Genomic DNA, 24640 nt, shown 5'->3' on the forward strand with positions numbered 1-24640 from the left:
GAAACACATAGTGAGTGATCGTCAGGCTGCCTTAGAAATGGCCCTAAAACAAATAGAAAAGCAATTTGGAAAAGGTTCTATTATGAAACTCGGAGAACAGACAGATCGAAGAGTTTCTACTATCCCAAGTGGTTCCCTTGCATTGGATGCTGCATTAGGGGTGGGCGGATATCCTAGAGGACGTGTAATTGAGATTTATGGTCCTGAAAGTTCAGGTAAAACAACTGTAGCTCTTCATGCAATTGCCGAGGTTCAGGCACAAGGCGGAGTGGCCGCTTTTATTGATGCTGAGCACGCTCTTGATCCTGCTTATGCACATAAGCTTGGAGTAAATATCGATGAACTTCTTCTTTCGCAGCCGGATACAGGTGAGCAGGCGCTTGAGATTGCAGAAGCTCTTGTACGAAGCGGAGCTGTTGAAATTATCGTTATCGACTCAGTCGCGGCTCTTGTTCCAAAAGCTGAGATTGAAGGAGAAATGGGTGACGCACACGTTGGTTTGCAGGCTCGTTTGATGTCCCAGGCTCTTCGTAAATTATCAGGTGCCATCAATAAATCCAAAACGATTGCCATCTTCATCAACCAAATTCGTGAAAAAGTTGGCGTTATGTTTGGTAACCCTGAAACTACCCCTGGTGGACGTGCGCTTAAATTCTACTCAACCGTTCGTCTGGAAGTGCGCCGTGCAGAGGCTCTAAAGCAGGGCAATGATATTGTCGGAAACAAAACAAAAATTAAAGTTGTTAAGAATAAGGTAGCTCCTCCATTCCGTACTGCTGAAGTGGACATTATGTATGGAGAAGGAATCTCCAAAGAAGGAGAAACCATTGACCTTGGTTCAGAGTTGGATATCGTGCAAAAGAGCGGCTCCTGGTACTCCTATAATGAGGAGCGACTTGGACAGGGCCGTGAAAATGCCAAGCAATTCCTTAAGGAAAATCCTGCTGTTCGTCTTGAAATCTCAGGGAAAATCCGCAGCCATTATGGTCTGGACGAAGAGAAAGTGATTAATGAAACAGAAGAACCAGATCAGTTTGAGTTAATAGACTAATGTATGAAGCAAAGCCTGAGATTCGGCTTTGCTTTTTTCTATACACAAAGATGAATTATTATACATGATTTATCGGATCAAGAGTTACTTTCTTGGGAAATAAATTCTAAATATTTAAAAAGTCATTAAGGACAAACCCTTGACAATACATTGACACATCGGTACAATTAACATGTATATTTTACATTTTTGGTAATATTACACCGTTTAAAAATCATGGTGCTTGCAGTATGTTGAGCAAAACAATATACATGTCGACACTTAAAAAAACGTAATTAAAAGTTCATAGCAAGAGGAGGTGTAACGATGGAACCCATTACAATCATCTCCATTTTGCTTGGCCTTATCGTCGGTGCAGTTGTTGGATATCTAATACGTAAATCCATTGCTGAAACAAAAATAGCAGGCGCAAAAAGTGCAGCAGACCAAATCATAGAGGATGCAAAGCGTGACGCGGATGCTATGAAAAAGGAAGCACTGCTTGAAGCAAAGGATGAAATTCACAAGCTTCGTACTGAAGCTGAACGTGAGGTTCGTGAACGAAGAAATGAGCTACAAAAACAAGAAAACCGTTTACTGCAAAGAGAAGAGAATTTAGACCGAAAAGATGAAACGCTTAATAAGCGAGAAATTCTTCTAGAGAAAAAAGATGATTCTCTGAACCAAAGACAACAGCATATTGAAGAGATGGAAAGCAAAGTGGACGAGATGGTACGAGCACAACAAACTGAACTCGAACGGATCTCAAGCTTGACTCGCGATGAAGCTAAATCAATCATTTTGGAGAAAACTGAGAAAGAATTGACTCATGATCTTGCAATTATGATTAAAGAAAGCGAAAATCGCGCCAAAGAGGAAAGTGACAAAAAGGCAAAAGAAATTCTTTCACTCGCAATCCAGCGTTGCGCTGCTGACCATGTTGCCGAAACAACTGTTTCTGTTGTTAACCTTCCAAATGATGAAATGAAAGGCCGTATCATTGGCCGTGAAGGACGAAACATCAGAACACTTGAAACGCTGACAGGTATCGACCTAATTATTGACGATACTCCGGAAGCAGTTATTCTTTCAGGATTTGACCCAATCCGCCGTGAAACAGCAAGGTTGGCATTGGAAAAATTAGTCCAGGACGGACGAATTCATCCGGCTCGAATTGAGGAAATGGTTGACAAGGCCCGCCGTGAAGTGGATGAGCATATCCGCGAAATTGGAGAACAAACAACCTTTGAGGTTGGAGTTCATGGCTTGCATCCAGACCTTATCAAAATTCTTGGCCGACTTAAGTACCGTACAAGTTATGGACAGAATGTACTCAAGCATTCGATGGAAGTTGCACAGCTTTCAGGTTTGCTTGCTGCAGAGCTTGGCGAGGATGAAACACTTGCCCGCCGTGCAGGCTTGCTTCATGATATTGGGAAAGCAATTGACCATGAAGTGGAAGGAAGCCATGTAGAGATTGGTGTTGAACTTGCCACCAAGTACAAGGAGCATCCTGTTGTTATTAACAGTATTGCTTCCCACCATGGTGACACAGAACCAACTTCTACAATTGCAGTACTGGTAGCAGCTGCGGATGCTTTATCTGCTGCAAGACCAGGAGCACGCAGTGAAACACTTGAGAACTATATTCGCCGTCTTGAAAAGCTTGAAGAAATTTCTGAGTCTTATGAAGGTGTAGAAAAATCCTTCGCCATTCAGGCTGGCCGTGAAGTAAGAATCATTGTCCGACCGGAAGCGATCGACGACCTTGCTGCTCATAGACTAGCTAGGGATATCCGAAAGCGGATCGAGGAAGAACTGGATTATCCAGGGCATATTAAAGTAACGGTTATCCGTGAAACACGGGCCGTAGAATACGCAAAATAAAGCGGTGCTTTCAGCACCGCTTTATTTTTGTTAAGGAAACTATATATTTTAATCTTGTAGATAAACCAAATAAAGTTATTGGAATCTAGCTTCAGCGCCCAGCCCCTCGGGGTCATAAGCCAAACCACTCCAGAAATCAGGATTTCCTGCGTGATTCGTCTTATGCCTGTTGGGGCTGATCAGGGCGCTTGCGCCTTTTGTTCTTTGCTGAAACGAAATTGGACCAGGGGAAGGTGGGTAATTCACATCCTATTGTGTTACAATTTTAATAAGGCAAATTTTAATTACGTTAGGGGCTTTATCATGAATATATTATTTATCGGTGATGTGGTAGGTTCGCCAGGCAGAGATATGGTTAAGGAGTACCTGCCTAAGCTTAAAGAAAAATTTCGCCCGCAAATGACCATCATCAATGGTGAAAATGCGGCCGGAGGCAAAGGGATCACTGAACAAATATACCGTTCATTTTTGGAATCTGGGGCACAGGCAGTAACTCTCGGCAACCATGCATGGGATAACCGGGAAATCTTTGAATTTATTGATTCTGCCAAGTACCTTGTTCGTCCTGGAAATTTTCCCGAGGGAACACCTGGGAAGGGAATTGTTTTTGTTAAAATGAATGATCTAGAAGTTGCAGTTATTAATTTGCAGGGCAGAACCTTTATGGCGCCACTTGATTGTCCATTTAGAAAGGCTGATGAATTGGTTGCGGAGGCAAGAGAAAGAACTCCATTTATTTTTGTGGACTTCCATGCTGAAGTAACGAGTGAAAAGCAAGCGATGGGCTGGTATCTTGACGGGAAAGTATCAGCTGTGGTTGGTACTCATACTCATGTACAGACGGCGGATAACCGCATTCTGCCGGGCGGAACAGCCTATCTGACAGATGTAGGCATGACAGGTCCTTATGATGGAATTCTTGGAGTGGAGAAAGAACCGGTAATGAAAAGATTTTTGACTTCACTTCCTGTTCGATTCGAGGTTCCTAAAGAAGGAAGGGCCCAGTTAAGTGCAGTTTATATTGAATTGGACCGTAAGACTGGCTTGGCTAAGAAAACCCAGCGAATCCTTATAAATGGTGACAACCCTTTCTTTTCATAAATTACAATTACCCCGGCATACACTAATGCCGGGGTTTTGTCTTTTACGTTATGTTAGAGGTCCATGGTGATTTCTGGAACCGTTTTGATTGGAGCAGTGTGCGATTCCTCGAAAGTGCATTCGCATTTCCATCGTGCGTGTTAACCTGAGATGCTATTATAATGACCTGCGGAAAAAGCGGGTCAAGGGAGACAACCCAGGGCATAGAGCCGAGGAGATAGTAGAACAGAAGTGATTGATTTGTTCAGCCTAGACAAGCGCTGGCCGGCTAAACCGCCACGTCTTGTGGCGACGCCGGCACTAGCACTTCGTGTATGTCGAAGGCCTGACGGTGAAGTTGTTCTTTTCCTTAACCTAATGAGGGCTGAAGCGACCTCAAAGGGCTAGCCTTTGAAATTTGACTGGCTCTCAAACCACCCGCGGAAAGCAAGCGAAAGAAGTGGATATCACATTAAAATTAAAAAAGCCATCTTTAAAAGTGAAAACTCCTCCAAAAAAAGTATATCAATACGCCTTTTTTTGACCAAGCCGGAATATGTTTTTTATTGGCTGAATATAGTAGCAGTGGAATGATATATATACCTGATTTGGTTCATGAATTGTCATGCGGGATCGGGATTATACAAGGAGGAGCCAGGAATGGATATATTAAAAGTTTCAGCAAAATCTAATCCTAATTCTGTAGCTGGTGCGCTTGCCGGAGTTCTCCGTGAAAAAGGGAACGCAGAAATCCAGGCAATTGGAGCGGGTGCATTGAATCAAGCTGTAAAAGCAGTTGCGATTGCCAGAGGGTTTGTAGCACCCAGCGGAGTTGATTTAATTTGTATCCCGGCATTTACAGATATTTTAATTGACGGAGAAGAACGAACAGCGATAAAGCTAATTGTTGAACCTCGTTGAAAGAGAAAGGGCTGGTTTGAAAAAACCGCAAAAACAAAGTCTTAGCCTGCTTGGTATCAAGCAGGCTTTTTTCTTGCGGAAATAAATAGGAAAAGCAGATGAGGATCCGTTTATCTGAGAGCTTTTATAAGTAACTTTAAAAAAGGGAAAAACGAATGGCAATAATACTATTCTAAAATACAAGTTGATGGTTTTTAATATAAAGATATTAAAAATTAAAAAGAGGAAATATCCTTAAAAACAAGCTTTTTAGCTAGTTAATTACTTAGCTTCTTGGAACAGTATTCGTTCATTATTTAAATAATGAAAAAATATTCATATTTTAGACAATATTTATCTTGAAAGGGTTGCATTTTCACTTCTATAGGTCTAGAATTGTAAGCGTTTAGTACATCTCCTGAAAATAATTTTTAGTCCTTTAAAGTGCTAGGTTAAAAGTCTAGTTAATTTTTTGGAGCGTGCTGTACAAATATTAATGTTTTTTACATATTTTCTTACGTATATAAAGGGGTGTAAGACATGATCAATCAACTTTCGTGGAAAGTTGGCGGACAGCAGGGGGAAGGAATCGAGAGTACAGGAGAAATTTTTTCCATCGCGTTGAATCGCCTGGGGTATTATTTATATGGATACCGTCACTTTTCTTCCAGAATTAAAGGCGGACATACAAATAATAAAATCAGAGTAAGCACAACTGAAGTACGTTCCATCTCTGATGATTTGGACATTCTAGTAGCGTTTGATCAGGAAACAATAGACTTAAACTATAAAGAATTACATAGCCGCGGCGTTATCATGGCTGATTCCAAGTTTGATCCAAAACCGCCAGCTGATACACAAGCAGCAATGTATGCGGTACCATTTACAGAGATTGCCACAGAGCTCGGTACTTCTTTAATGAAAAACATGGTTGCGATCGGTGCGACTTCTGCTGTTCTGGATCTTGATATTACTGTTTTTGTAGAAGTAGTTAAAGAGATTTTCGGACGCAAAGGCCAGCAGGTAGTAGACAAAAACATGGAAGCCATTAAAGCCGGTTTTGATTATATGAAAGAACAGCTTGGAGCAGGGGTAGAAACCATGCAGCTTGAAAAAGCAGATGGCAATAAGCGCCTGTTCATGATCGGTAACGATGCAATCGCATTAGGAGCTATTGCTGGAGGCTGCCGCTTTATGGCTGCCTACCCTATTACTCCTGCTTCTGAGATCATGGAATACCTTATTAAAAAATTACCTGCCCTTGGCGGTACAGTTATCCAGACGGAAGATGAGATTGCTGCTTGTACAATGGCAATCGGCGCTAACTATGCTGGTGTTCGTTCAATTACAGCATCCGCCGGTCCTGGATTATCTTTAAAAATGGAAGCAATCGGCTTATCCGGGATTACAGAAACTCCGCTTGTTATCGTAGATACTCAGCGTGGCGGCCCTTCTACAGGACTTCCAACCAAGCAGGAGCAATCTGACTTGATGGCTATGATTTACGGAACACATGGAGAAATTCCAAAAATCGTTCTTGCTCCAAGTACAGTAGAAGAAGCTTTCTACGATACTGCAGAAGCATTTAACCTTGCTGAAGAATATCAGTGTCCGGTAATTGTACTTTCTGACCTTCAGCTTTCATTAGGTAAGCAAACTGTTGAACCGCTTGACTTCAGCAAGGTTGAAATCAGACGCGGAAAGCTTGTTCAGGGCGAAGTTCCTGCAACAGAAGGCGGCGCTTACTTCAAGCGATATGAAGTTACAGCTGATGGAGTTTCTCCACGTGTTATTCCAGGTATGAAAAATGGAATTCACCACGTTACAGGTGTAGAGCATGACGAAACAGGAAAGCCATCTGAATCTGCTGCGAACAGAATTGCGCAAATGGATAAGCGTTTCCGTAAAGTTGAAAACATCCGATTCAATACTCCAGTTTACAAAAATGCACCACACGAAGATGCTGATGTATTAATTGTTGGATTTAACTCTACAAGAGGTGCGATCGAAGAAGCAATGTTACGTCTTCAAAATGACGGAGTAAAAGTGAATCATGCTCAGATCCGCTTGATTCATCCATTCCCGACTGATGAAGTTCTTCCACTTGTACGTTCAGCTAAGAAGGTAGTTGTTGTTGAAAATAATGCTACTGGACAGCTGGCAAATATCATGAAAATGAATGTTGGACATGCTGAGAAAATCGTTAAGCATGTAAAATATGATGGAAATCCATTCCTTCCTCACGAAGTTTACACAAAAGTAAAGGAGTTGTTCTAAATGGCCACTTTTAAAGAATTTCGAAACAATGTAAAACCGAACTGGTGCCCTGGCTGTGGCGACTTCTCTGTTCAGGCTGCAATTCAGCGTGCTGCTGCAAATGTTGGTCTGGAACCTGAAAATCTTGCTTTAATTTCCGGTATCGGTTGTTCGGGCCGTATTTCCGGTTATATTAACTCTTATGGTTTCCATGGTATTCATGGCCGCTCACTTCCTATTGCACAGGGAGTTAAAATGGCTAACCGTGACCTTACCGTTCTTGCTTCCGGTGGTGACGGCGATGGCTTCGCAATTGGTATGGGACATACCATCCATGCAATCCGCCGTAATATCGATATCACTTATATCGTAATGGATAACCAAATTTATGGTTTGACTAAAGGGCAGACATCACCACGTTCTGCTGCTGGCTTTAAAACAAAATCAACTCCTCAGGGTTCAATTGAACAGGCTATTTCTCCAATGGAAATGGCACTTACTGCTGGAGCAACTTTTGTAGCACAAAGCTTCTCTACTGACTTAAAAGATCTTACTGCTTTAATTGAAGCAGGGATCAATCATAAAGGCTTCTCTTTAATCAACGTATTCAGCCCATGTGTTACTTACAATAAAGTAAACACATATGACTGGTTTAAAGAAAACCTTACTAAGCTTAGCACTGTTGAAGGCTATGATCCGAACAACCGTGAACTTGCTATGCAGACTTTGATGAGGCATAATGGCCTTGTAACTGGCCTTATCTATCAAAATCTTGAGCGTCCATCCTATCAGGAAATGGTATATGGATATTCTGAGACTCCACTTAGCCAAGCCGACCTTCAGCTTGACCAGGCACATTTTGATAAATTGGTTGCTGAATTCGTGTAATAAGCAGACTAACGCGGGAATCCTTCCCGCGTTTTTTTTCTGCAAATAATTGTTCAAGTGATGGGTGTCACAGCTTAAATCGGATAAGAAAGATAGAATTGAATTCTTGTATATGAGTATAATACCTGCTCGGATCAAAATGCTGGAAATTTGGCGCGCAAGGTTCCGAGCTCCGCGCTCTGCAATCTGCAATTGGTGCGTAAACTAACTAGCGGCATGCAAAACCGAAAATTTGGCCAACTCTGATAGGGGCGTGTCCATATTGAAGGATATAAAACTAGCTATAGTGTGCCGGTACATAAGGTCCAGCCTGTATTTGCTATTGTTTTAGAGCCTGATACGCTATATACTATAATAATGTTCGTATATAACGTATAAATTCCACTAGTAAAGAAAGGGGATTCAGAAAAATGAACGAAAAGCAGCGCTTAAAAGGCCAGCAGGCAAACGCAGGTAATTCTTCGGACAAAAAATCCGCAAAGGATTACAGCAAATACTTCGAAACCGTTATTACAGCTCCTTCCTTGAAGGATGCAAAAAAGCGTGGTAAAGAAGAAGTTAAATATCATAACGACTTCGCTATTTCTGATGAATTCAGGGGTATGGGCGAAGGCCGCAAGTTCTATATCCGTACTTACGGCTGCCAGATGAATGAGCATGACACCGAGGTTATGGCAGGAATCTTTATGGCACTCGGATATGAGCCAACGGATAATACAGAAGATGCCAATGTAATCCTCTTGAATACTTGTGCAATCCGTGAAAATGCGGAAAATAAAGTATTTGGCGAGCTTGGCCATTTAAAGCATTTAAAAACTCAAAAACCTGATCTTCTAATTGGCGTCTGCGGATGTATGTCCCAGGAAGAATCTGTAGTCAACAAAATTTTAAAGACGTATAACCAAGTGGATATGATTTTTGGAACACATAATATCCACCGTCTGCCTCAAATTTTGAATGAAGCCTATATGTCCAAAGAAATGGTGATCGAGGTTTGGTCCAAAGAGGGAGACGTCATTGAAAATCTTCCAAAGGTCCGCCGCGGAAATATCAAGGGATGGGTAAATATAATGTACGGCTGTGACAAGTTCTGTACGTATTGTATCGTTCCTTATACACGCGGAAAAGAACGGAGCCGCAGACCAGAGGAGATTATCCAGGAAGTACGCCAGCTGGCCGCACATGGCTATCAGGAAATTACTCTGCTAGGCCAGAACGTGAACGCCTACGGTAAAGACTTCGAGGATTTGAAATATGGTCTCGGCGATTTGATGGAGGAAATCAGAAAAATCGATATCCCGCGTATTCGTTTTACAACAAGCCATCCGCGTGATTTTGATGACCATCTTATTGAGGTGCTTGCTAAAGGCGGCAATCTGATGGACCACATCCATCTTCCTGTTCAGTCAGGATCAACGGATGTATTAAAAATCATGGCTAGAAAATATACAAGAGAGCATTACCTGGAGCTTGCACGTAAAATTAAAACAGCCATTCCGGATGTCGCTTTTACAACTGATATTATTGTTGGTTATCCTAACGAGACAGAAGAGCAGTTTGAGGAAACACTCTCCCTGTATCGCGAAGTAGGCTTTGATTCTGCTTATACATTTATCTACTCACCGCGCGAGGGTACGCCTGCAGCAAAAATGGTGGACAATGTACCGCTTGCGGTGAAGAAAGAACGTTTGCAGCGTTTGAATGCGCTAGTAAATGAGTTTTCAGCATTGGCCAATAAGAAATACGTCGGCCAGACATTGGAAGTTCTTGTTGATGGGGAAAGCAAAAATAATCCTGACGTCCTTGCAGGATATACAAGTAAAAACAAGCTTGTAAACTTTATTGGACCTAAAACTGCAATCGGAAAAATCGTTAAAGTGAAAATTACGGATGCAAAAACATGGTCATTAAACGGGGAAATGGTAGAAGAACTACAAACAGCAGAGGTGAAATAAGGTGGCAAAATTTACAAAAGACGATATCGTGGCTCGTGCCATGGAATTGGCAGGCATGATCTCCGAAACAGAAGAAGTGGATTTCTTTAAACGTGCAGAAGCACAAATTCACAGCAATCAAAAGGTAAGCAGCCTGATCAGTGACATTAAAGGCCTTCAGAAACAAGCTGTTAACCTGCAGCATTACGGTAAGCCTGAGGCCCTTAAAAAAGTGGAGGATAAAATTACTTCCATTGAACAGGAACTAGACGATATTCCGGTAGTACAGGAATTCAAACAGTCACAGCTTGAAGTCAATGAACTGCTTCAGCTCATTGCTTCAACTATTTCTAATACTGTAACCGATCAACTTATCGAGTCAACAGGCGGCGATGTTTTACGCGGTGAAACAGGAGCAGCGCTTCAAAATGATGAAGGTTGCGATCACGGCCATAATCATTAATAGGCTTTAATTGAACCAGGCTTATAAAAGCTCTGGTTCTTTTTTTTTACAAAGATTACAATAGTCAATTCTATATTCACCTCCTATTTCATACTATATCGTGACGAGCTGAGCTGAAACCCGTTTGTGGTTAATGGGAACATCCCAAAAATCAGCGCATAAGATGAATTATGACTAAACTTTTATCCAGGGTTTATAAATTTTATCGCACAACAATCGTGACAAACGCATAGGATGAAATGAAACTGAAAGAGGAGGGTTCGCTCGAAATGGGAGATTATAGAGAGATTATAACCAAAGCGGTCGTAGCGAAAGGACGTAAATTCACCCAGTCCAATCATACGATTTGCCCGGCACACAATCCTACCAGCATTCTTGGCTGTTGGATTATCAACCATAAATACGAAGCGAAAAAACATGGTAAGACAGTAGAGGTAACCGGCCACTTTGACGTTAACCTTTGGTACTCCTATAACGATAATACCAAGACCGAGGTTGTCACTGAACGGGTTACTTATACCGATACCATTAAGCTTAAATATCGCGACCACGATGTTATGGGCGATAAAGAAGTAATTGCCAAAGTTCTGCAGCAGCCGAACTGTGTTGAAGCAGTGATTTCTCCAAATGGAAATAAAATCATTGTTAATGCAGAAAGAGAATTCCTTATTGAAGTAATCGGCGAGACAAAGGTTTGCGTAAAAGTAAATCCTGAAGCCTGCAAGGATTGCGAAGAAGAGGAATGGGGCACAGTGGTTGAAGACGAGGAGTTCGAAGAGTTAAATCCAGATTTCCTTATCGGATCCGAAGAGGAATAAAAGTTAACTAGGAAGGTTTGCTTCCTAGTTTTTCTTTTTTTTAGGATTTGTTAATCTTGTTTTCCGCTCCTCGGCGCAATGCACCTGCGGGGTCTCTCTTAAGGACATTAAATAGCACGTTGGAATCGCCCACGCACAAAAAGGAAATGCCATAACACGAGGAAAGGCGAAATTTTGCATAAGTATAATGGAGGATTTCCGCGGAGTCTCGCGCCTTTTGCTTCAATCAAATTACGGAAAAATCAACAATGAGCTTTAACAAAGCATTTTTTAAAAGTATCTCAGCATAATTAACGAGTGACGACTACGACTAAAGAAGGAAGACCCTCTTTATTGATCCTCCTATAATAAAGGCAAGGGAGTGATCGAAATGAAAATCTATCAGCTCAATATTAAGAGCTTCAGGCTTGAGGAAATGAAAGGATTTTATACGGATGTATTGGAAATGCAGCTTGTTAGCGAGTCAAAAAACCATTTTGCCGTAATGGCAGGAACCACCAAACTAGTTTTTGAAAAAGATGAAAGCATTCCATGCTACCATTTATGTTTTAGGACCAATGATGAATTTTTTGAAGACATGTTTGAAAAATTATCATTAAAAAACCTCCTTCTGCCCGATGAAGAGGGAAGCTACAGCATGTTTTGGAAGGGAAGGCAGGCGTATTTCACTGATCCGGACGGCAATATTCTTGAATTGCTTGAGCGCCCGTATACATGGAGTAGAGAAGGCGGGGCAAAAGGCTGGCATGATGTCGGTGAAATCGGACTCCCAGTAGAGAATATCGCTCAATTCCAATCTGAGCTAGAGGATTATAAGCTAAATATATTTAAGCGGGAAAGTGATACGTTTTCATTCTTTGGTGACGAAAATGGTGTGTTTGTGATGGTAAAGGAAGGCCGTCATTGGTACCCGACCGAGAACGAAGCTACCGTCCACCCAATCAGCGTAATTGTCTCTGGAGAAGTACCGGGACATATCCGTCATGACCATTATCCATATGAAATTAAAATCCGAAAAGAGTGGGAAGGAACCATGCCAGCTGTCCAGGTAAGAATTGCCCGGCCAACTAATCAGATTGATCGACTATATGAGTTTTATCATGATGGGCTGGGATTGAAAAAGATTGGTGAGTTTCGCGCTCATGATGGATATGACGGAATTATGCTGGGGCTGCCGGATAACAGTGCTCATCTTGAATTTACACAAACAGAGCAGCCATCAGAACTAGCAATTCCCACAAAGGAAAACCTTCTCGTCTTTTATTTACCAAATATATTTGAGAGGGACAGGATTGCGGAGAAGCTTAATTTAATGGGGTATCCAGAGACGGAACCGGAAAATCCGTATTGGGGCAGGGGCGGAATCACCATTGAGGATCCCGAAGGCTGGAGGATAGTTTTAATGAATACACCTGGAATCGGTTAAAAACACATAAATGGGAAAAAGTAATGCACTCTATTCTATGAGGAGGTGCATACTTTGGAAAAGAAAAACCCAGGAAACAGTGAAATGCCCGATTTCAAGGAACTAAATGACCGAATCATCGAAGAAAGCCCTTCGACTCCAATGTTAGTAATCAAAACCAATCTTGATCCTAAAAGTGTTGGCGAGGATAATCCGTATTATCAGGAGAAAAACTCAAAGGAATTCGAGGACTTTTTCGAAGGAAAATAAAAAAAAAGCCGGTGATGTGATTTCTCCGGCTTATTCCCATTCTAGGGCTAATATCGAATAAACAAAGACATCTTCGCTTTTCTGATTTTGAAACATATAACTCCGCAGCAATCCTTCTCTATTAAAACCAAGCTTTTCAAGCAATTGCCAGGAAGGCTTATTTTCCGGATAAACGATGGCGCCGATTCTCGAGAAGTCCAAGGTGTCAAAGCTATAATCCAGAATTTCTTTTATAGCTTCAATGGCGTAACCTTTCCTCCAATAATCGGGATGAATTTCATAGCCAACTTCGGCTCTTCTATGTTTAAAGGAGCAAGCATTAAGTCCTGCGGTTCCAATCAACTTTCCGTTGTCCTTTAATACAAGTCCCCAGCGAATTCCTCTTTGTTCCGAAAAGTTTTTCTGAAATAACTCGATTAATTTCACCGCATCTTTCTGACTGACGAATGGGTCAGTGCCGTAATATCTAGTCACTTTTTCGATTGATAATATTTCAAATAATTCAGGAGCGTGTTTTTTACCTAGTTCAATTAATCTAAGTCTTTTAGTCTCCAGTTCTGCAATTGCCATCTTATCTCTCCTTTTGGCTATCTCAATTAATACTTCGTGAACAATTCTATGATTACCTGCCTTTAAAAATGGCTATGAAAAAAGAATCATTTTTAAAAGAAAAATCCCAATTGCTATTCGTGAAAAACAGCCTATTATGTGAAAAAAGTCTCTCATTTGGCAATGGGGCTGCCCTTCTATTTAAGGAAAATGAGGAATTAATACCCATATGAGTGAAATATTGTTGATTATTCAGAAAAATGTATTTCTTGAGGATAATAGAAAAACAAATATAATGAATATTAAGAAAACTATAGGAGGAATAGTATGACAGCAAAGAAAAAATTAATAGGAAGTGCCATGGCGTTGGCAATAAGTGCTTCGGCCATTTTTGGAAGTGCGGCTTATTCCGTAAAGGCTGAAAGTGCGAGCAAGAATTACATAATTTTATTTAAAAATTCGGATAGTCTTCCAACTGGTTACGAAAAGATGATTAAGGATGCTGGCGGTTCCATTACAAGTCAGCTTGGCAAGCTTGGAACAGTTGAGGTAAGCAGCAGCAATCCAAACTTTTTGAATGAAATGAGAAGTTCCTCTCTCGTATTGGATGCAGGGGCTGAAAATACGGTTTACCCAGAAACACCAGTGGATCAGGAAGCTGTTGCATCTGATGCCATCGGGCAAAACGCCGATTTATACAATGCTCTTCAATGGGATATTAAACAGGTTACAAACAACGGAGCATCCTGGAATCTGCCAGGCGGAACCGGAAAAACAACTTCAGGCGATGATATTGTTGTAGCAGTTGTAGATACAGGAATTGACTATAATCATCCTGATGTAAAGGGTAATTATGCTTATGGAAAATCCTTTGTACCTGGCTACTCCGATCCAATGGATCAAAACGGGCATGGAACTCACGTAGCCGGATCTATTGCCGGTAAAGGAAGAATTATGGGTGTTGGCCCAGACTTAAAAGTGGCTGCATACAGAGTGTTTGGACCAACAGGCGGAGCTGAAACATCGCATATCGCCAAAGCATTAATGACTGCAGCCGATGACAATGTCGATGTTGTAAACATGTCCCTGGGGGGATATGACTGGTTCCAGGATCCTGCGTACGCTACAAAGGATGTAGTGGCGGATGTCCGCTTATTTAACAGAGCGATCCAATATGCAATTAAAAACGGAGTAACTGTTGTTGGTTCGGCTGGAAATGATGCAGTAGATATTAGCAGCCCTGGCAAGCTATCCGGAGATGACAATGGATCTACCCACCGCAGCCCAAGCAGCCAGACCATGCTCCGTGTCTCAGCAGGTGGTGCGCAGAAGAACCTTACTTTCTATTCCAACTATGGTGTAGGAAAAATTGATGTTATGGCACCAGGCGGAGACCTTGGCCCGAACTACGATCCTGTTAGTAGAACAGGAAGAGATAATTCATATCTTTGCTTGAGTTCTGTACCGGTTCTGGATGCTAATGCAAATGTGATAGGTCATGGATATGCCTACTATGCAGGTACATCAATGGCAGCACCTAAAACAGCTGCACTTGCTGGTGTGGTCATCGCAAAATATGGTAAAGACAATCTATCTCCAGCCCAAGTGAAGCACATCATTCAAGCTTCCGCTGAGGATGTATTCCAGCCAGGTTACGATGGAAAATCTGGATTTGGTCTAATTAATGCAGTAAACGCACTTCAATAGTAAGAAGGAAGAGGGTCGTTCCGTTATGGGACGACCTCTTTTTTGGAATGGCAGTATACCTATATGGGATGGCCACTTTTTTGGAATGGCAGTATACCTGTAAGGGACGCCATCTTTTTTTGCCATTGCTGTATACCTGTATGGGACGCCCATTTTTGCCACGGCTGTATACCTACGTGGGTAAATTCGTAGCAACCTCGATAATATTTGGTGCTTTTTAGTTAAAAAGACAGCTAATTGATGCTTTTTTTAGAAAAAGCTCGCCTTTTATCTTAAAAACTCCTTGGATAGCTGAAAATTTAGATCGAATTGTAAAGGAAATACCCTCCCGCATTCAAGGAAATGCACGTTTTTGTACAAGGAATGCACGCTTTTGTACAAGAAATGCACGTTTTTTTAAAAGAATGCACGAGTTTAGTATAGGAATGCACGATTTCCCCTGATGAATGCACCTCCATAAAAGCTTATACCCGGGTATAAAGTATTTTGCACGAAAGTAAGGGTTGTTGCCCATAAAAGAAACAAAATGCACATCTTCCCCAACTGGTTCAACTAACCATCAGCCGAAGGGCTGATGGAAGTTTCACTTTGTCCCGCATTAACGGGGAGTATTTCGATACCATTTTAAATAGCGATGCAAAGATAAATATCTTACCATTAATTGGAAACTCCCCGTAAATGCCCGATTCATTCAACTAAACTTTCAGCGGAAAAACATCCCGCTGAAAGTAAGTTTCATCTTATCCCGCACTAAGGGGGAGTATTTCGATACCATTTTAAATAGCGATGCAAAGCTAAATGTCTGACCATTACATGAAAACTCCCCGTAAATGCCCGATTCATTCAACTAAACTTTAAGCGGAAAAACATCCCGCTGAAAGTAAGTTTCATCTTATCCCGCACTAAGGGGGAGTAGTTTCAATTAATTAGGTAAAGAAAAAAAGGTGTTAATGATCAACGTTGAAAACTCCCCCTAAGTGCCCAACTGGTTCAACTAACCATCAGCCGAACGGCTGATGGAAGTTTCACTTTGTGTTATAATTATATGTCGAAGAGACACGAATGATAGAAACCCATTTTTGGAGGAAGTTATGGCTGCTTATACGCCGATGATGCAACAATACTTAAAAGTGAAGGCAGAGTATCAGGATGCCTTTTTATTTTTTCGCTTAGGCGATTTTTATGAAATGTTTTTTGATGATGCTATTAAAGCATCACAGGAGCTAGAAATTACTTTAACAAGCAGAGAGGGTGGCATGGAGGAGAGAATTCCGATGTGCGGTGTCCCCTATCACTCTGCTGCCAATTATATTGAACAATTGATTGAAAAAGGTTATAAAGTGGCGATTTGTGAGCAAACAGAAGATCCGAAGCAGGCAAAGGGTGTAGTCCGCCGTGAGGTTGTTCAGTTGATTACACCGGGAACCGTGATGGAGGGCCGTGGATTATCCGATAAGGAAAATAACTATCTCGCATCTGTTTCGGGATTCCCAGACGGAACCTTTGGTTTTGCTTACAATGATTTATCCACTGGTGAAAATCGAGTCACTCTATTAGCTGGCGGTTTTGATGAAGTGCTGAATGAGCTTGCGGTTCTTGGGGCCAAGGAAGTCGTTATTAGCAGCAGCTTTGACGGGGACCTTCAGAAAAAAATGCGCGAGCGGGATGTTCTTGCTCTTTCTTTTGAAGACAATACACAGGTAGAGGAGCATTTTGCCGAGTTAGCGGAAGGCTTGAATCAGGATAAAATGCGCCAGACAGCTGCGCGGCTGATTAATTATCTTTACAGGACTCAAAAAAGAAGTCTTGACCATCTTCAGCCAGTTGTCACCTATCAAATCCATCAATATATGAAAATAGATTATTATTCTAAACGGAATCTGGAATTAACAGAAACCATCCGTTCTAAAGGAAAAAAAGGTTCGTTGTTATGGCTTTTGGACGAAACGATGACGGCTATGGGCGGAAGAACGCTCAAGCACTGGATCGACAGGCCATTAATTGACCGGGAAGAGATCGAAAGACGTCATGCACTAGTTGAAACTTTTATTAATGGTTATTTTGAGAGGCAGGAGCTTCGTGAAAAATTAAAAGAAGTTTATGATTTGGAGCGGCTTGCAGGACGGGTTGCGTTTGGAAATGTAAATGCACGTGACCTTGTCCAATTAAAGCGTTCCTTAATGCAAATTCCTTTTTTACAAGACGTCATGGGCAGGTTTGGAGCTGTGGAAACTCGCCAGCTTGCCGATAAGCTAGACCCTTGTGAGGATGTAACAGACCTCCTTGATAGAGCTATCATTGAGAATCCTCCGCTATCTATAAAGGATGGGAACATCATTCAGGACGGTTACCATGAACAGCTTGACCAGTACCGGGACGCGAGCCGAAACGGTAAGACCTGGATAGCTCAGCTTGAGCGCCAGGAGAGGGAAAAGACCGGGATTAAGTCCTTAAAGATTGGTTACAACCGCGTTTTTGGCTACTATATCGAAGTGACAAGAGCTAACCTTCATCTTCTTCAGGAAGGTCAGTATGAAAGAAAACAAACGCTGACCAATGCCGAGCGTTTCATTACGCCTGATCTAAAGGAAAAAGAGTCCTTAATCCTTCAGGCTGAGGAAAAATGCGGTGAGCTAGAGTATGAACTTTTTACAGAAATTCGCGAAACGATAAAAGAATACATTCCAAGACTGCAGGCTCTTGCCAAAACAGTCAGCGAACTAGATGTCCTTCAATGCTTTGCCGAGGTAAGTGAAAACAGGCATTATGTAAAGCCTGTATTCTCCGATGACCGAAGAATTGCCATTAAAGAAGGAAGACACCCTGTTGTTGAAAAGGTTCTTAATACACAGGAATACGTTCCAAATGATTGCTTTATGAACTCCGAGCGGGAGGTCCTGCTGATTACAGGTCCGAATATGTCCGGTAAAAGTACTTATATGCGCCAGATTGCACTTACTGCTATTCTTGCGCAGATAGGCTGCTATGTACCTGCTTCTGAAGCGGTATTGCCTGTATTTGATCAGGTGTTTACACGGATTGGAGCTGCTGATGACCTGATTTCCGGACAAAGTACCTTTATGGTGGAAATGCTTGAAGCGAGAAACGCGATCCAAAATGCAACTCAAAGCAGTTTGATTTTATTCGATGAAATCGGCCGAGGTACTTCCACATATGACGGAATGGCCCTGGCGCAGGCGATTATCGAATATATTCATGACAGAATCGGAGCAAAAACATTATTTTCCACGCATTATCATGAACTGACCGTGCTTGAAGAGGAACTGGATAACCTTAAAAATGTCCATGTAAGTGCGATTGAACATAATGGAAGTGTTGTTTTTCTTCATAAAATTAAAGAAGGACCGGCTGACAAGAGCTATGGAATCCATGTAGCACAGCTGGCTGATCTTCCCCCAGAACTGATTAAGCGTGCGAATGAAATTTTATTGGCACTTGAACAGCCTTCTTATCAGGCAGTTCCAGCTGCCGCGGCTGTAATGGCCAGTGAGCCTGCAGCTGTTGCGGTGAAAGAAACGGTTCCTGTTCGCGATACGAAAGAAACAGCACAGCTATCATTTTTTGATGAAGAGCCTAAAGAAACAAAGAAACATGAACCTTCTGCTAAGGAAAAAAGAGTCCTTGATCAAATAAAGCATTTAGATATACTGGACCTTACTCCATTGCAGGCGATCAACACACTTTATGAAATTCAAAAGAAATTAAAGAACTAACCGGGGAGGTAGGAGGCCGTGGGTAAAATTAATCAGCTGGACGATGCACTTTCGAATAAAATTGCAGCCGGAGAGGTTGTTGAACGGCCTGCTTCGGTAGTAAAGGAATTAGTTGAAAATGCTATTGATGCTGGAAGCACCATCATCGAGATTGAGGTGGAGGAGGCAGGCCTTGCTAAAATCCGGATTACGGACAATGGAGACGGAATTGAAGAAGAGGATGTCCTCACAGCCTTCCAGCGGCATGCAACAAGCAAGATTAAAAATGAAACCGACCTTTTCAGAATAAGGACATTGGGCTTTAGAGGCGAAGCTCTGCCGAGTATTGCCTCTGTTTCCCGTCTTGAAATGAAAACCTCAACTGGTGAAGGGGCGGGGCATCGGGTTGTTATTGAAGGCGGCAAGGTGGAAACCTTCGAAAAGTCATCAAGCCGAAAAGGCACCGATCTTACCATTACTGATTTGTTTTTTAATACCCCAGCACGCTTGAAGTATATGAAAACCATCCATACCGAGCTCGGAAATATTACGGATGTGGTTAACCGTTTAGCCCTTTCTCATCCGGAGATATCCTTTCGCCTGATCCATAATGAGCGCAAGCTGCTGCATACAAATGGAAACGGCGATGTCCGCCAGGTACTGGCAGCCATTTATGGCCTCAGCATCGCAAAACAATTAATCCCGATTTCCGGACGTTCCCTTGATTACACGATTAGTGGGTATGCATCCATGCCCGAAGTAACAAGGGCCTCCAGAAACTATATTTCTACCATGATTAATGGGCGTTTTATTCGGAACTATGCAATGGCAAAGGCGATTCAGGAAGGGTATCATACACTTCTCCCAATCGGCCGGTATCCTATTGTTCTTTTAAACATCGAAATGGATCCGCTTTTGGTAGATGTGAATGTTCATCCATCTAAAATGGAGGTCCGCATCAGTAAGGAAGCGGAACTGAGTGATCTGATAACCAAGACCATTAAGGATGCCTTTAAAAGAAAGGAATTAATTCCTTCAGGTGCACCTGTTATCAAAAAAGAAAAGCCAATGTCAGAACAAACTACTCTGTCTTTTGAAACGTATAATCCATCTTCAGCGGTCCGGAGAGAAACGGAAACCGTTCCGCCAGCTAGCATTATGTCTGGTCTGGACGCGGCTCTAAAGGTGCTCGAAACAAAGGTGCCGATTCAGAGCCCAGTTCAAAAAGAAGAAACAACTTCAAAGTCAGAGCTGGAAAATGATTTGGAGTCTGAAATCGAATCTTATGATTTTGACGTAGAAGAAACCGCTGATTTTGCAGAAGAGGAGACTCCTGTTAAGCAGCCTGAGAGCCGGGTGCCTCCGATGTACCCTATCGGACAAATGCATGGAACCTATATCTTTGCCCAAAATGAACGGGGCCTCTATATTATTGACCAACATGCAGCCCAAGAGCGGCTTAAATATGAATACTTCAGGGAGAAAGTGGGACAGGTAGAGAGGGAGCTTCAGGAAATGCTTGTGCCTCTCACACTGGAATACTCCTCTGATGAATGTATAAAGATAGTAGAAAACAGAGAAGAACTTGAACAGGTTGGGATTTTTCTAGAGGAATTCGGACTTAATAGCTTTATAGTCCGCGCTCACCCTCAGTGGTTTCCGAAAGGTGAGGAAAAGGAAGTTATTGAGGAAATTATTGAACAGCTTTTATCTATGAAAAAAGTAGATATTAAAAAGCTTCGAGAAGAGTCGGCCATTATGATGAGCTGTAAAGGCTCGATTAAAGCGAACCGCCATCTTCGGAATGATGAAATTCAAACACTGCTCAATGATTTAAGGAAGGCATCCGATCCATTCACCTGCCCGCATGGAAGGCCAATTATTATCCAATATTCGATTTATGAAATGGAGAAAATGTTTAAGCGGGTTATGTAAATACTTAAATAGAAAGCATATGTATCGAACAGATACATATGCTTTTTTGTTGCCCTTTTTTCAAAAAATATATTTCTGGAAGGTTTAGGAAACATTTGTAACATAAGAGATATACATAAAATACAAAGTTAATCTTTTTGGGAAGAAATGAGGTGGTAGATTGTTTGTTTTTGGCCTGCTGACAACAATTTTGCCCGTTGTGATTATTGTCTTTGCCATTGCGTTTGTCGCGAAAAACAAAGAGAAGGGGGATGAAAGAGTGATTAGACATTTATATACGTATTTAGTGCTGTTCGCAACACTGATGATGGTGATTGGCGGAGGCATTTCCATCTTTATGGCTGCAGCTGACATGGTAAGTCCGTCAGGTTATTACCAAAACTATCAGGATTATCATCAGATGAGAGTATCGGAAAAAGTGGGAACAAAGGCGACTGTGCCCGAGGAGAAAATCCGCAAAGATTATAACCAGATGGTGAAAGATGAAAAAGCGCGAATCAAGGAAAACGCCAAAAACCAAATAATTAAAAGCCTTGGATTCATCGTCATTCCACTGCCTATTTTTCTTTATTTTAATAAAATGAGAAAGAAACAAATCGATATATAACGAAAAAAACTGCAGAGAGCGCTCTGCAGTTTTTTTGTTTAGCCGTGTCTAGCACCCGCACCTCTTGAAAGCTCCTTGAGTATCTTGCGTCAGGTCCGCAGCTAGTGTCCATTCCAATAAGTCAGCGTAAAGGTATTTATGAAGTGGATGTACAGCTTGCCGCAAGTCTGCAAGACCAGTGAAGCATCTCCAGAAGTCTTTTAGGGAGTTACTTCCCTGAACGGGTGATTCCGCTTTTCTACTTATTTAAGTGCTGTTTGCAGTTTGTTGATGTACTGAAGGGCTTTTCCGGTACCGATGGCTACAGATTCAAGCGGGCTTGGAGCTAAGTGTACAGGTACAACAATCTCCTTACTAAGCCATTCTTCCATTCCTTTCATCAATGCGCCACCGCCAGTTAAAATTACCCCACGGTCTACGATGTCACCGCTTAGTTCAGCTGGGCAGTCCTCTAGTGTTGCACGAATTGCTTCGAGGATATGAAGAAGTGATTCTTTAAGCGCACCACGAATTTCATAGGAAGATAAAGTGATGGTTTTAGGTAGACCGGTTACAAGGTCACGGCCTCTAACATCCATAGTAAGCTCGTCATGGTCAACAAGCCCATATCCGATTTCCATTTTGATATTTTCTGCCGTTCTTTCACCAATCAGAACATTATACTCTTTGCGGACGTATTGAATAATATCATCATCGAGTCTGTCTCCGCCGATTCGAATAGAATGGCAGGCAACAACACCGCCGAAAGAAATGATAGCAACCTCAGTTGTTCCACCGCCGATATCAACGATCACGTTTGCAACAGGCTCATCAACAGGGAGTCCTGCACCAATCGCAGCTGCAACGGGCTCCTCGATTAAATGAATCTTTTTTGCACCGGCATTGCGGACTGCATCATGAATTGCACGGCGTTCAACAGAGGTAGAGCCTGATGGTGTGCAGACGACAACATTTGGCTTACGGATGGCAAACCCCATCTTTTTGGAAGCCTTTCGCATAATATGCTTCAGCAAGTCAGTAGTGATGTCATAGTCAGCAATTACGCCATCTTTTAAGGGACGGATTGCAACAATTTTACCAGGAGTTTTCCCGATCATTTCTTTTGCTTCGCGTCCAACAGCGAGGACAGCCTTTGTTTCTGTATCAATGGCAACAACAGAAGGCTCATTAAGAGCGATTCCTTTATTTTTGCTATATACCAATATGTTCGCAGTTCCTAAATCAATTCCAATTTCAGAAGAAGATAACATTATTTTTCACCTTTTTTCACAAATTTTTTCTGGAAAGGCCGCCCCCTAAACAAACATTTTGCGGCTTTGGGATAATTAATATTCATAAAAAAGTTATTAACATGATAAACTTCTAATTACTCTAACACGATTTTGGGGGTATTTTGTCGATTGTAACTAAAACGTTATTTATTTGTAATGAATCAAGAAAAAATTTCTTTTAAAGGAAAAATTGTAAGCAAAATAGCATAAAAACTGGATTTAAAGCCAATAATAGTTTGATGTTCTACTGCTTTTCTATTTTTGTGATACCATATTAAAATATAGGGAAAAAAGCCCGACAAGAAAAAGCAGATAAAGGCAGTGTGAGGGAAGTGGAAGCCAAGCAAAAATTAATTGTCATTATCGGACCGACAGCAGTTGGGAAAACAAAAACAAGCATTGAGCTTGCAAGGCGCTTTAATGGAGAAATTATCAGCGGGGATTCCATGCAGGTATATCGTAGAATGGATATAGGCACCGCAAAAATAAAGGAATCAGAGATGGAAGGGATTCCTCATCACTTAATTGATATTAAAGAGCCCGAAGAATCTTTCTCAGCAGCTGAGTTTCAGGGGATGGTCCGAACAAAAATCGCCGAAATTGCCCAAAAAGGAAAAATTCCTATTATAGTCGGCGGTACGGGACTATATATTCAGTCCGTCATTTACGATTATCAATTTTCAGATGCTCCTTCCGATCCTTCGTTTCGGGAACAGCTTGAGCGTCAGGCCGGAGAAATCGGCAATGAGGCATTACATAAGAAACTAGAAGCCGTCGATCCAGAGAGCGCCAGCCGCATTCACCCCAATAATGTAAGAAGAGTGATTCGGGCCTTGGAAATTTATCATTGCACTGGGAAAACAATGGGAGATTTTCAATCTAATCAGGAACCGGAACTTCTATATGATACAGCCCTCATAGGCTTAACCATGGAACGTGAAAAATTATATGAACGTATCAATTTACGTGTAGGCCTAATGATGGAAGAAGGGCTATTGGAAGAAGTGGGAAGCCTTTATCATGAAGGGATTTCAGGATGTCAGTCCATCCAGGCAATTGGCTACAAAGAGATTTACGAATACCTGGAGGGAAAAAGTTCTTTGGAGACAGCTGTAGAAAATTTGAAACAAAATTCACGAAACTATGCAAAAAGACAGCTAACCTGGTTTCGAAATAAGATGAATGTGGAATGGTTTGATATGACAGATACTGATATGGCTTCAAAAAAAATAAATGAAATTTCTCAGTATGTGGAAGGAAAGCTACATCTGAAATCGAATACATATTAGTAGAGATAAAAGAGGAGGATTTACAGATGAAAACAACAATTAATATTCAGGACCAATTTTTGAACCAATTGCGCAAGGATGGCATTAGCGTTACCGTGTTCCTTTTAAACGGTTTCCAATTAAGAGGCCAAATTAAAGGGTTTGACAACTTTACTGTTCTGTTTGAATCAGAAGGCAAACAGCAGCTTGTATATAAGCACGCTATTTCCACTTTTGCTCCACAGCGCAACGTTCAGCTTGACCTTGAAGGACAGCAATAATTCATTGAATAGTCAGGGCCCCTTAAGCAGCAAAGGGGTCCTTTTTATTTTTAATAGGCGCAGCAAAACTTTACTGTTGTTCATTTCGCTCCCAGTCACTCGCTTTCCACGGACGGTTCGCGAGCCTGTCAAACCTCAGTGCCTAGCCCCTCGAGGTCGCTTCGGTCCTGACTTCGAAGTTAAAGAACGACTTCATTGTCAGGCCCTTCGACGCACAGGAAGTGCTAGTGCCGGCGTCGCCACAGGACGTGGCGTTTTAGAGCCGGCCAGCGCTTGCCGGGGCTGAACAAGGCACTTCCGTTCTTCTTCCTCCTCGTCACTTTGCTCCTGCGGTGTCTCCCCTGACCCGCTTTTCCGGTAGGAGTCTCGTGGCTATAC

19 protein-coding genes and 1 pseudogene are annotated in these 24640 nt (G+C 41.9%); 18 read left to right on the plus strand and 2 right to left on the minus strand.

The window, feature by feature from the left end; all coding sequences use genetic code 11:
• Positions 1-10: 10 nt before the first annotated feature.
• The 12 genes and pseudogenes from recA (at position 11) to AC3WR0_RS01525 (ending at position 12931) form a co-directional block, all read left to right on the plus strand.
• A complete protein-coding gene (gene recA, locus AC3WR0_RS01470; RefSeq protein WP_492550669.1) occupies positions 11-1051 on the plus strand; it encodes a recombinase RecA in 1041 nt (346 codons plus the stop codon).
• A gap of 306 nt (positions 1052-1357) precedes the next feature.
• The gene (gene rny / locus AC3WR0_RS01475) at positions 1358-2917 is read left to right on the plus strand and encodes a ribonuclease Y (protein ID WP_492550670.1); all 1560 of its coding nucleotides are present in this window, start codon (positions 1358-1360) and stop codon (positions 2915-2917) included.
• Between the two features lie 303 nt (positions 2918-3220).
• Complete coding sequence (locus AC3WR0_RS01480) at positions 3221-4018, plus strand: TIGR00282 family metallophosphoesterase (protein ID WP_492550671.1); 798 nt, start codon at positions 3221-3223, stop codon at positions 4016-4018.
• Between the two features lie 639 nt (positions 4019-4657).
• Positions 4658-4918 (plus strand): stage V sporulation protein SpoVS, encoded by a 261-nt coding sequence (gene spoVS / locus AC3WR0_RS01485; protein ID WP_027322418.1) that lies wholly within the window; start codon positions 4658-4660, stop codon positions 4916-4918.
• A gap of 519 nt (positions 4919-5437) precedes the next feature.
• The gene (locus AC3WR0_RS01490) at positions 5438-7174 is read left to right on the plus strand and encodes a 2-oxoacid:acceptor oxidoreductase subunit alpha (protein ID WP_492550672.1); all 1737 of its coding nucleotides are present in this window, start codon (positions 5438-5440) and stop codon (positions 7172-7174) included.
• Positions 7175-8041 (plus strand): 2-oxoacid:ferredoxin oxidoreductase subunit beta, encoded by an 867-nt coding sequence (locus AC3WR0_RS01495; protein ID WP_492550673.1) that lies wholly within the window; start codon positions 7175-7177, stop codon positions 8039-8041.
• A gap of 410 nt (positions 8042-8451) precedes the next feature.
• A complete protein-coding gene (gene miaB / locus AC3WR0_RS01500) occupies positions 8452-9996 on the plus strand; it encodes a tRNA (N6-isopentenyl adenosine(37)-C2)-methylthiotransferase MiaB (protein ID WP_492550674.1) in 1545 nt (514 codons plus the stop codon).
• A gap of 1 nt (position 9997) precedes the next feature.
• Positions 9998-10438, plus strand: a complete 441-nt coding sequence (locus AC3WR0_RS01505) for a YlbF/YmcA family competence regulator (protein WP_027322422.1) — start codon at positions 9998-10000, stop codon at positions 10436-10438.
• Between the two features lie 269 nt (positions 10439-10707).
• The gene (locus AC3WR0_RS01510) at positions 10708-11256 is read left to right on the plus strand and encodes an outer spore coat protein CotE (protein WP_027322423.1); all 549 of its coding nucleotides are present in this window, start codon (positions 10708-10710) and stop codon (positions 11254-11256) included.
• A 415-nt stretch (positions 11257-11671) separates the two neighbouring features.
• Positions 11672-11941, plus strand: a pseudogene (locus AC3WR0_RS01515) (VOC family protein); the annotation flags it as partial.
• Between the two features lie 348 nt (positions 11942-12289).
• Positions 12290-12682: a VOC family protein gene (locus tag AC3WR0_RS01520; RefSeq protein ID WP_492550714.1), complete on the plus strand. Its 393-nt coding sequence runs from the start codon at positions 12290-12292 to the stop codon at positions 12680-12682.
• A gap of 54 nt (positions 12683-12736) precedes the next feature.
• Entirely contained in the window at positions 12737-12931 is a 195-nt protein-coding gene (locus tag AC3WR0_RS01525; protein ID WP_027322425.1) for a hypothetical protein, read from the plus strand.
• A 30-nt stretch (positions 12932-12961) separates the two neighbouring features.
• Here the strand turns inward: AC3WR0_RS01525 and AC3WR0_RS01530 are convergent, their stop codons facing one another.
• Complete coding sequence (locus tag AC3WR0_RS01530) at positions 12962-13501, minus strand: GNAT family N-acetyltransferase (RefSeq protein ID WP_492550675.1); 540 nt, start codon at positions 13499-13501, stop codon at positions 12962-12964.
• Positions 13502-13807: 306 nt separating this feature from the next.
• On the opposite strand from AC3WR0_RS01530, the gene AC3WR0_RS01535 reads away from it, so the two are divergent.
• From AC3WR0_RS01535 to AC3WR0_RS01550, 4 genes are all read left to right on the plus strand, one after another.
• The gene (locus AC3WR0_RS01535) at positions 13808-15187 is read left to right on the plus strand and encodes a S8 family serine peptidase (protein ID WP_492550676.1); all 1380 of its coding nucleotides are present in this window, start codon (positions 13808-13810) and stop codon (positions 15185-15187) included.
• A 1091-nt stretch (positions 15188-16278) separates the two neighbouring features.
• Positions 16279-18921: a DNA mismatch repair protein MutS gene (gene mutS / locus AC3WR0_RS01540; RefSeq protein WP_492550677.1), complete on the plus strand. Its 2643-nt coding sequence runs from the start codon at positions 16279-16281 to the stop codon at positions 18919-18921.
• A gap of 18 nt (positions 18922-18939) precedes the next feature.
• Positions 18940-20835: a DNA mismatch repair endonuclease MutL gene (gene mutL / locus AC3WR0_RS01545; RefSeq protein ID WP_492550678.1), complete on the plus strand. Its 1896-nt coding sequence runs from the start codon at positions 18940-18942 to the stop codon at positions 20833-20835.
• A 160-nt stretch (positions 20836-20995) separates the two neighbouring features.
• Entirely contained in the window at positions 20996-21442 is a 447-nt protein-coding gene (locus AC3WR0_RS01550) for a hypothetical protein (RefSeq protein ID WP_492550679.1), read from the plus strand.
• Between the two features lie 242 nt (positions 21443-21684).
• On the opposite strand, the gene mreBH is transcribed toward AC3WR0_RS01550, so the two are convergent.
• Complete coding sequence (gene mreBH, locus AC3WR0_RS01555) at positions 21685-22692, minus strand: rod-share determining protein MreBH (RefSeq protein ID WP_027322431.1); 1008 nt, start codon at positions 22690-22692, stop codon at positions 21685-21687.
• A gap of 353 nt (positions 22693-23045) precedes the next feature.
• Here mreBH and miaA point away from each other — a divergent pair, with 353 nt between their 5' ends.
• A complete protein-coding gene (gene miaA / locus AC3WR0_RS01560; protein WP_492550715.1) occupies positions 23046-24002 on the plus strand; it encodes a tRNA (adenosine(37)-N6)-dimethylallyltransferase MiaA in 957 nt (318 codons plus the stop codon).
• Positions 24003-24028: 26 nt separating this feature from the next.
• The gene (gene hfq, locus AC3WR0_RS01565) at positions 24029-24262 is read left to right on the plus strand and encodes an RNA chaperone Hfq (protein ID WP_027322433.1); all 234 of its coding nucleotides are present in this window, start codon (positions 24029-24031) and stop codon (positions 24260-24262) included.
• Positions 24263-24640: the final 378 nt, after the last annotated feature.

It is taken from the genome of Neobacillus sp. FW104-15D2, assembly GCF_058790155.1.

Excerpts from the sequence above, each read along its gene's own strand:
- rny (WP_492550670.1), top strand. The coding sequence starts at position 1,358 with ATGGAACCCATTACAATCATCTCCATTTTGCTTGGCCTTATCGTCGGT.
- AC3WR0_RS01480 (WP_492550671.1), top strand. The coding sequence starts at position 3,221 with ATGAATATATTATTTATCGGTGATGTGGTAGGTTCGCCAGGCAGAGAT.
- spoVS (WP_027322418.1), top strand. The coding sequence starts at position 4,658 with ATGGATATATTAAAAGTTTCAGCAAAATCTAATCCTAATTCTGTAGCT.
- AC3WR0_RS01490 (WP_492550672.1), top strand. The coding sequence starts at position 5,438 with ATGATCAATCAACTTTCGTGGAAAGTTGGCGGACAGCAGGGGGAAGGA.
- AC3WR0_RS01495 (WP_492550673.1), top strand. The coding sequence starts at position 7,175 with ATGGCCACTTTTAAAGAATTTCGAAACAATGTAAAACCGAACTGGTGC.
- miaB (WP_492550674.1), top strand. The coding sequence starts at position 8,452 with ATGAACGAAAAGCAGCGCTTAAAAGGCCAGCAGGCAAACGCAGGTAAT.
- AC3WR0_RS01510 (WP_027322423.1), top strand. The coding sequence starts at position 10,708 with ATGGGAGATTATAGAGAGATTATAACCAAAGCGGTCGTAGCGAAAGGA.
- AC3WR0_RS01520 (WP_492550714.1), top strand. The coding sequence starts at position 12,290 with ATGCCAGCTGTCCAGGTAAGAATTGCCCGGCCAACTAATCAGATTGAT.
- AC3WR0_RS01530 (WP_492550675.1), bottom strand. The coding sequence starts at position 13,501 with ATGGCAATTGCAGAACTGGAGACTAAAAGACTTAGATTAATTGAACTA.
- AC3WR0_RS01535 (WP_492550676.1), top strand. The coding sequence starts at position 13,808 with ATGACAGCAAAGAAAAAATTAATAGGAAGTGCCATGGCGTTGGCAATA.
- mutS (WP_492550677.1), top strand. The coding sequence starts at position 16,279 with ATGGCTGCTTATACGCCGATGATGCAACAATACTTAAAAGTGAAGGCA.
- mreBH (WP_027322431.1), bottom strand. The coding sequence starts at position 22,692 with ATGTTATCTTCTTCTGAAATTGGAATTGATTTAGGAACTGCGAACATA.
- hfq (WP_027322433.1), top strand. The coding sequence starts at position 24,029 with ATGAAAACAACAATTAATATTCAGGACCAATTTTTGAACCAATTGCGC.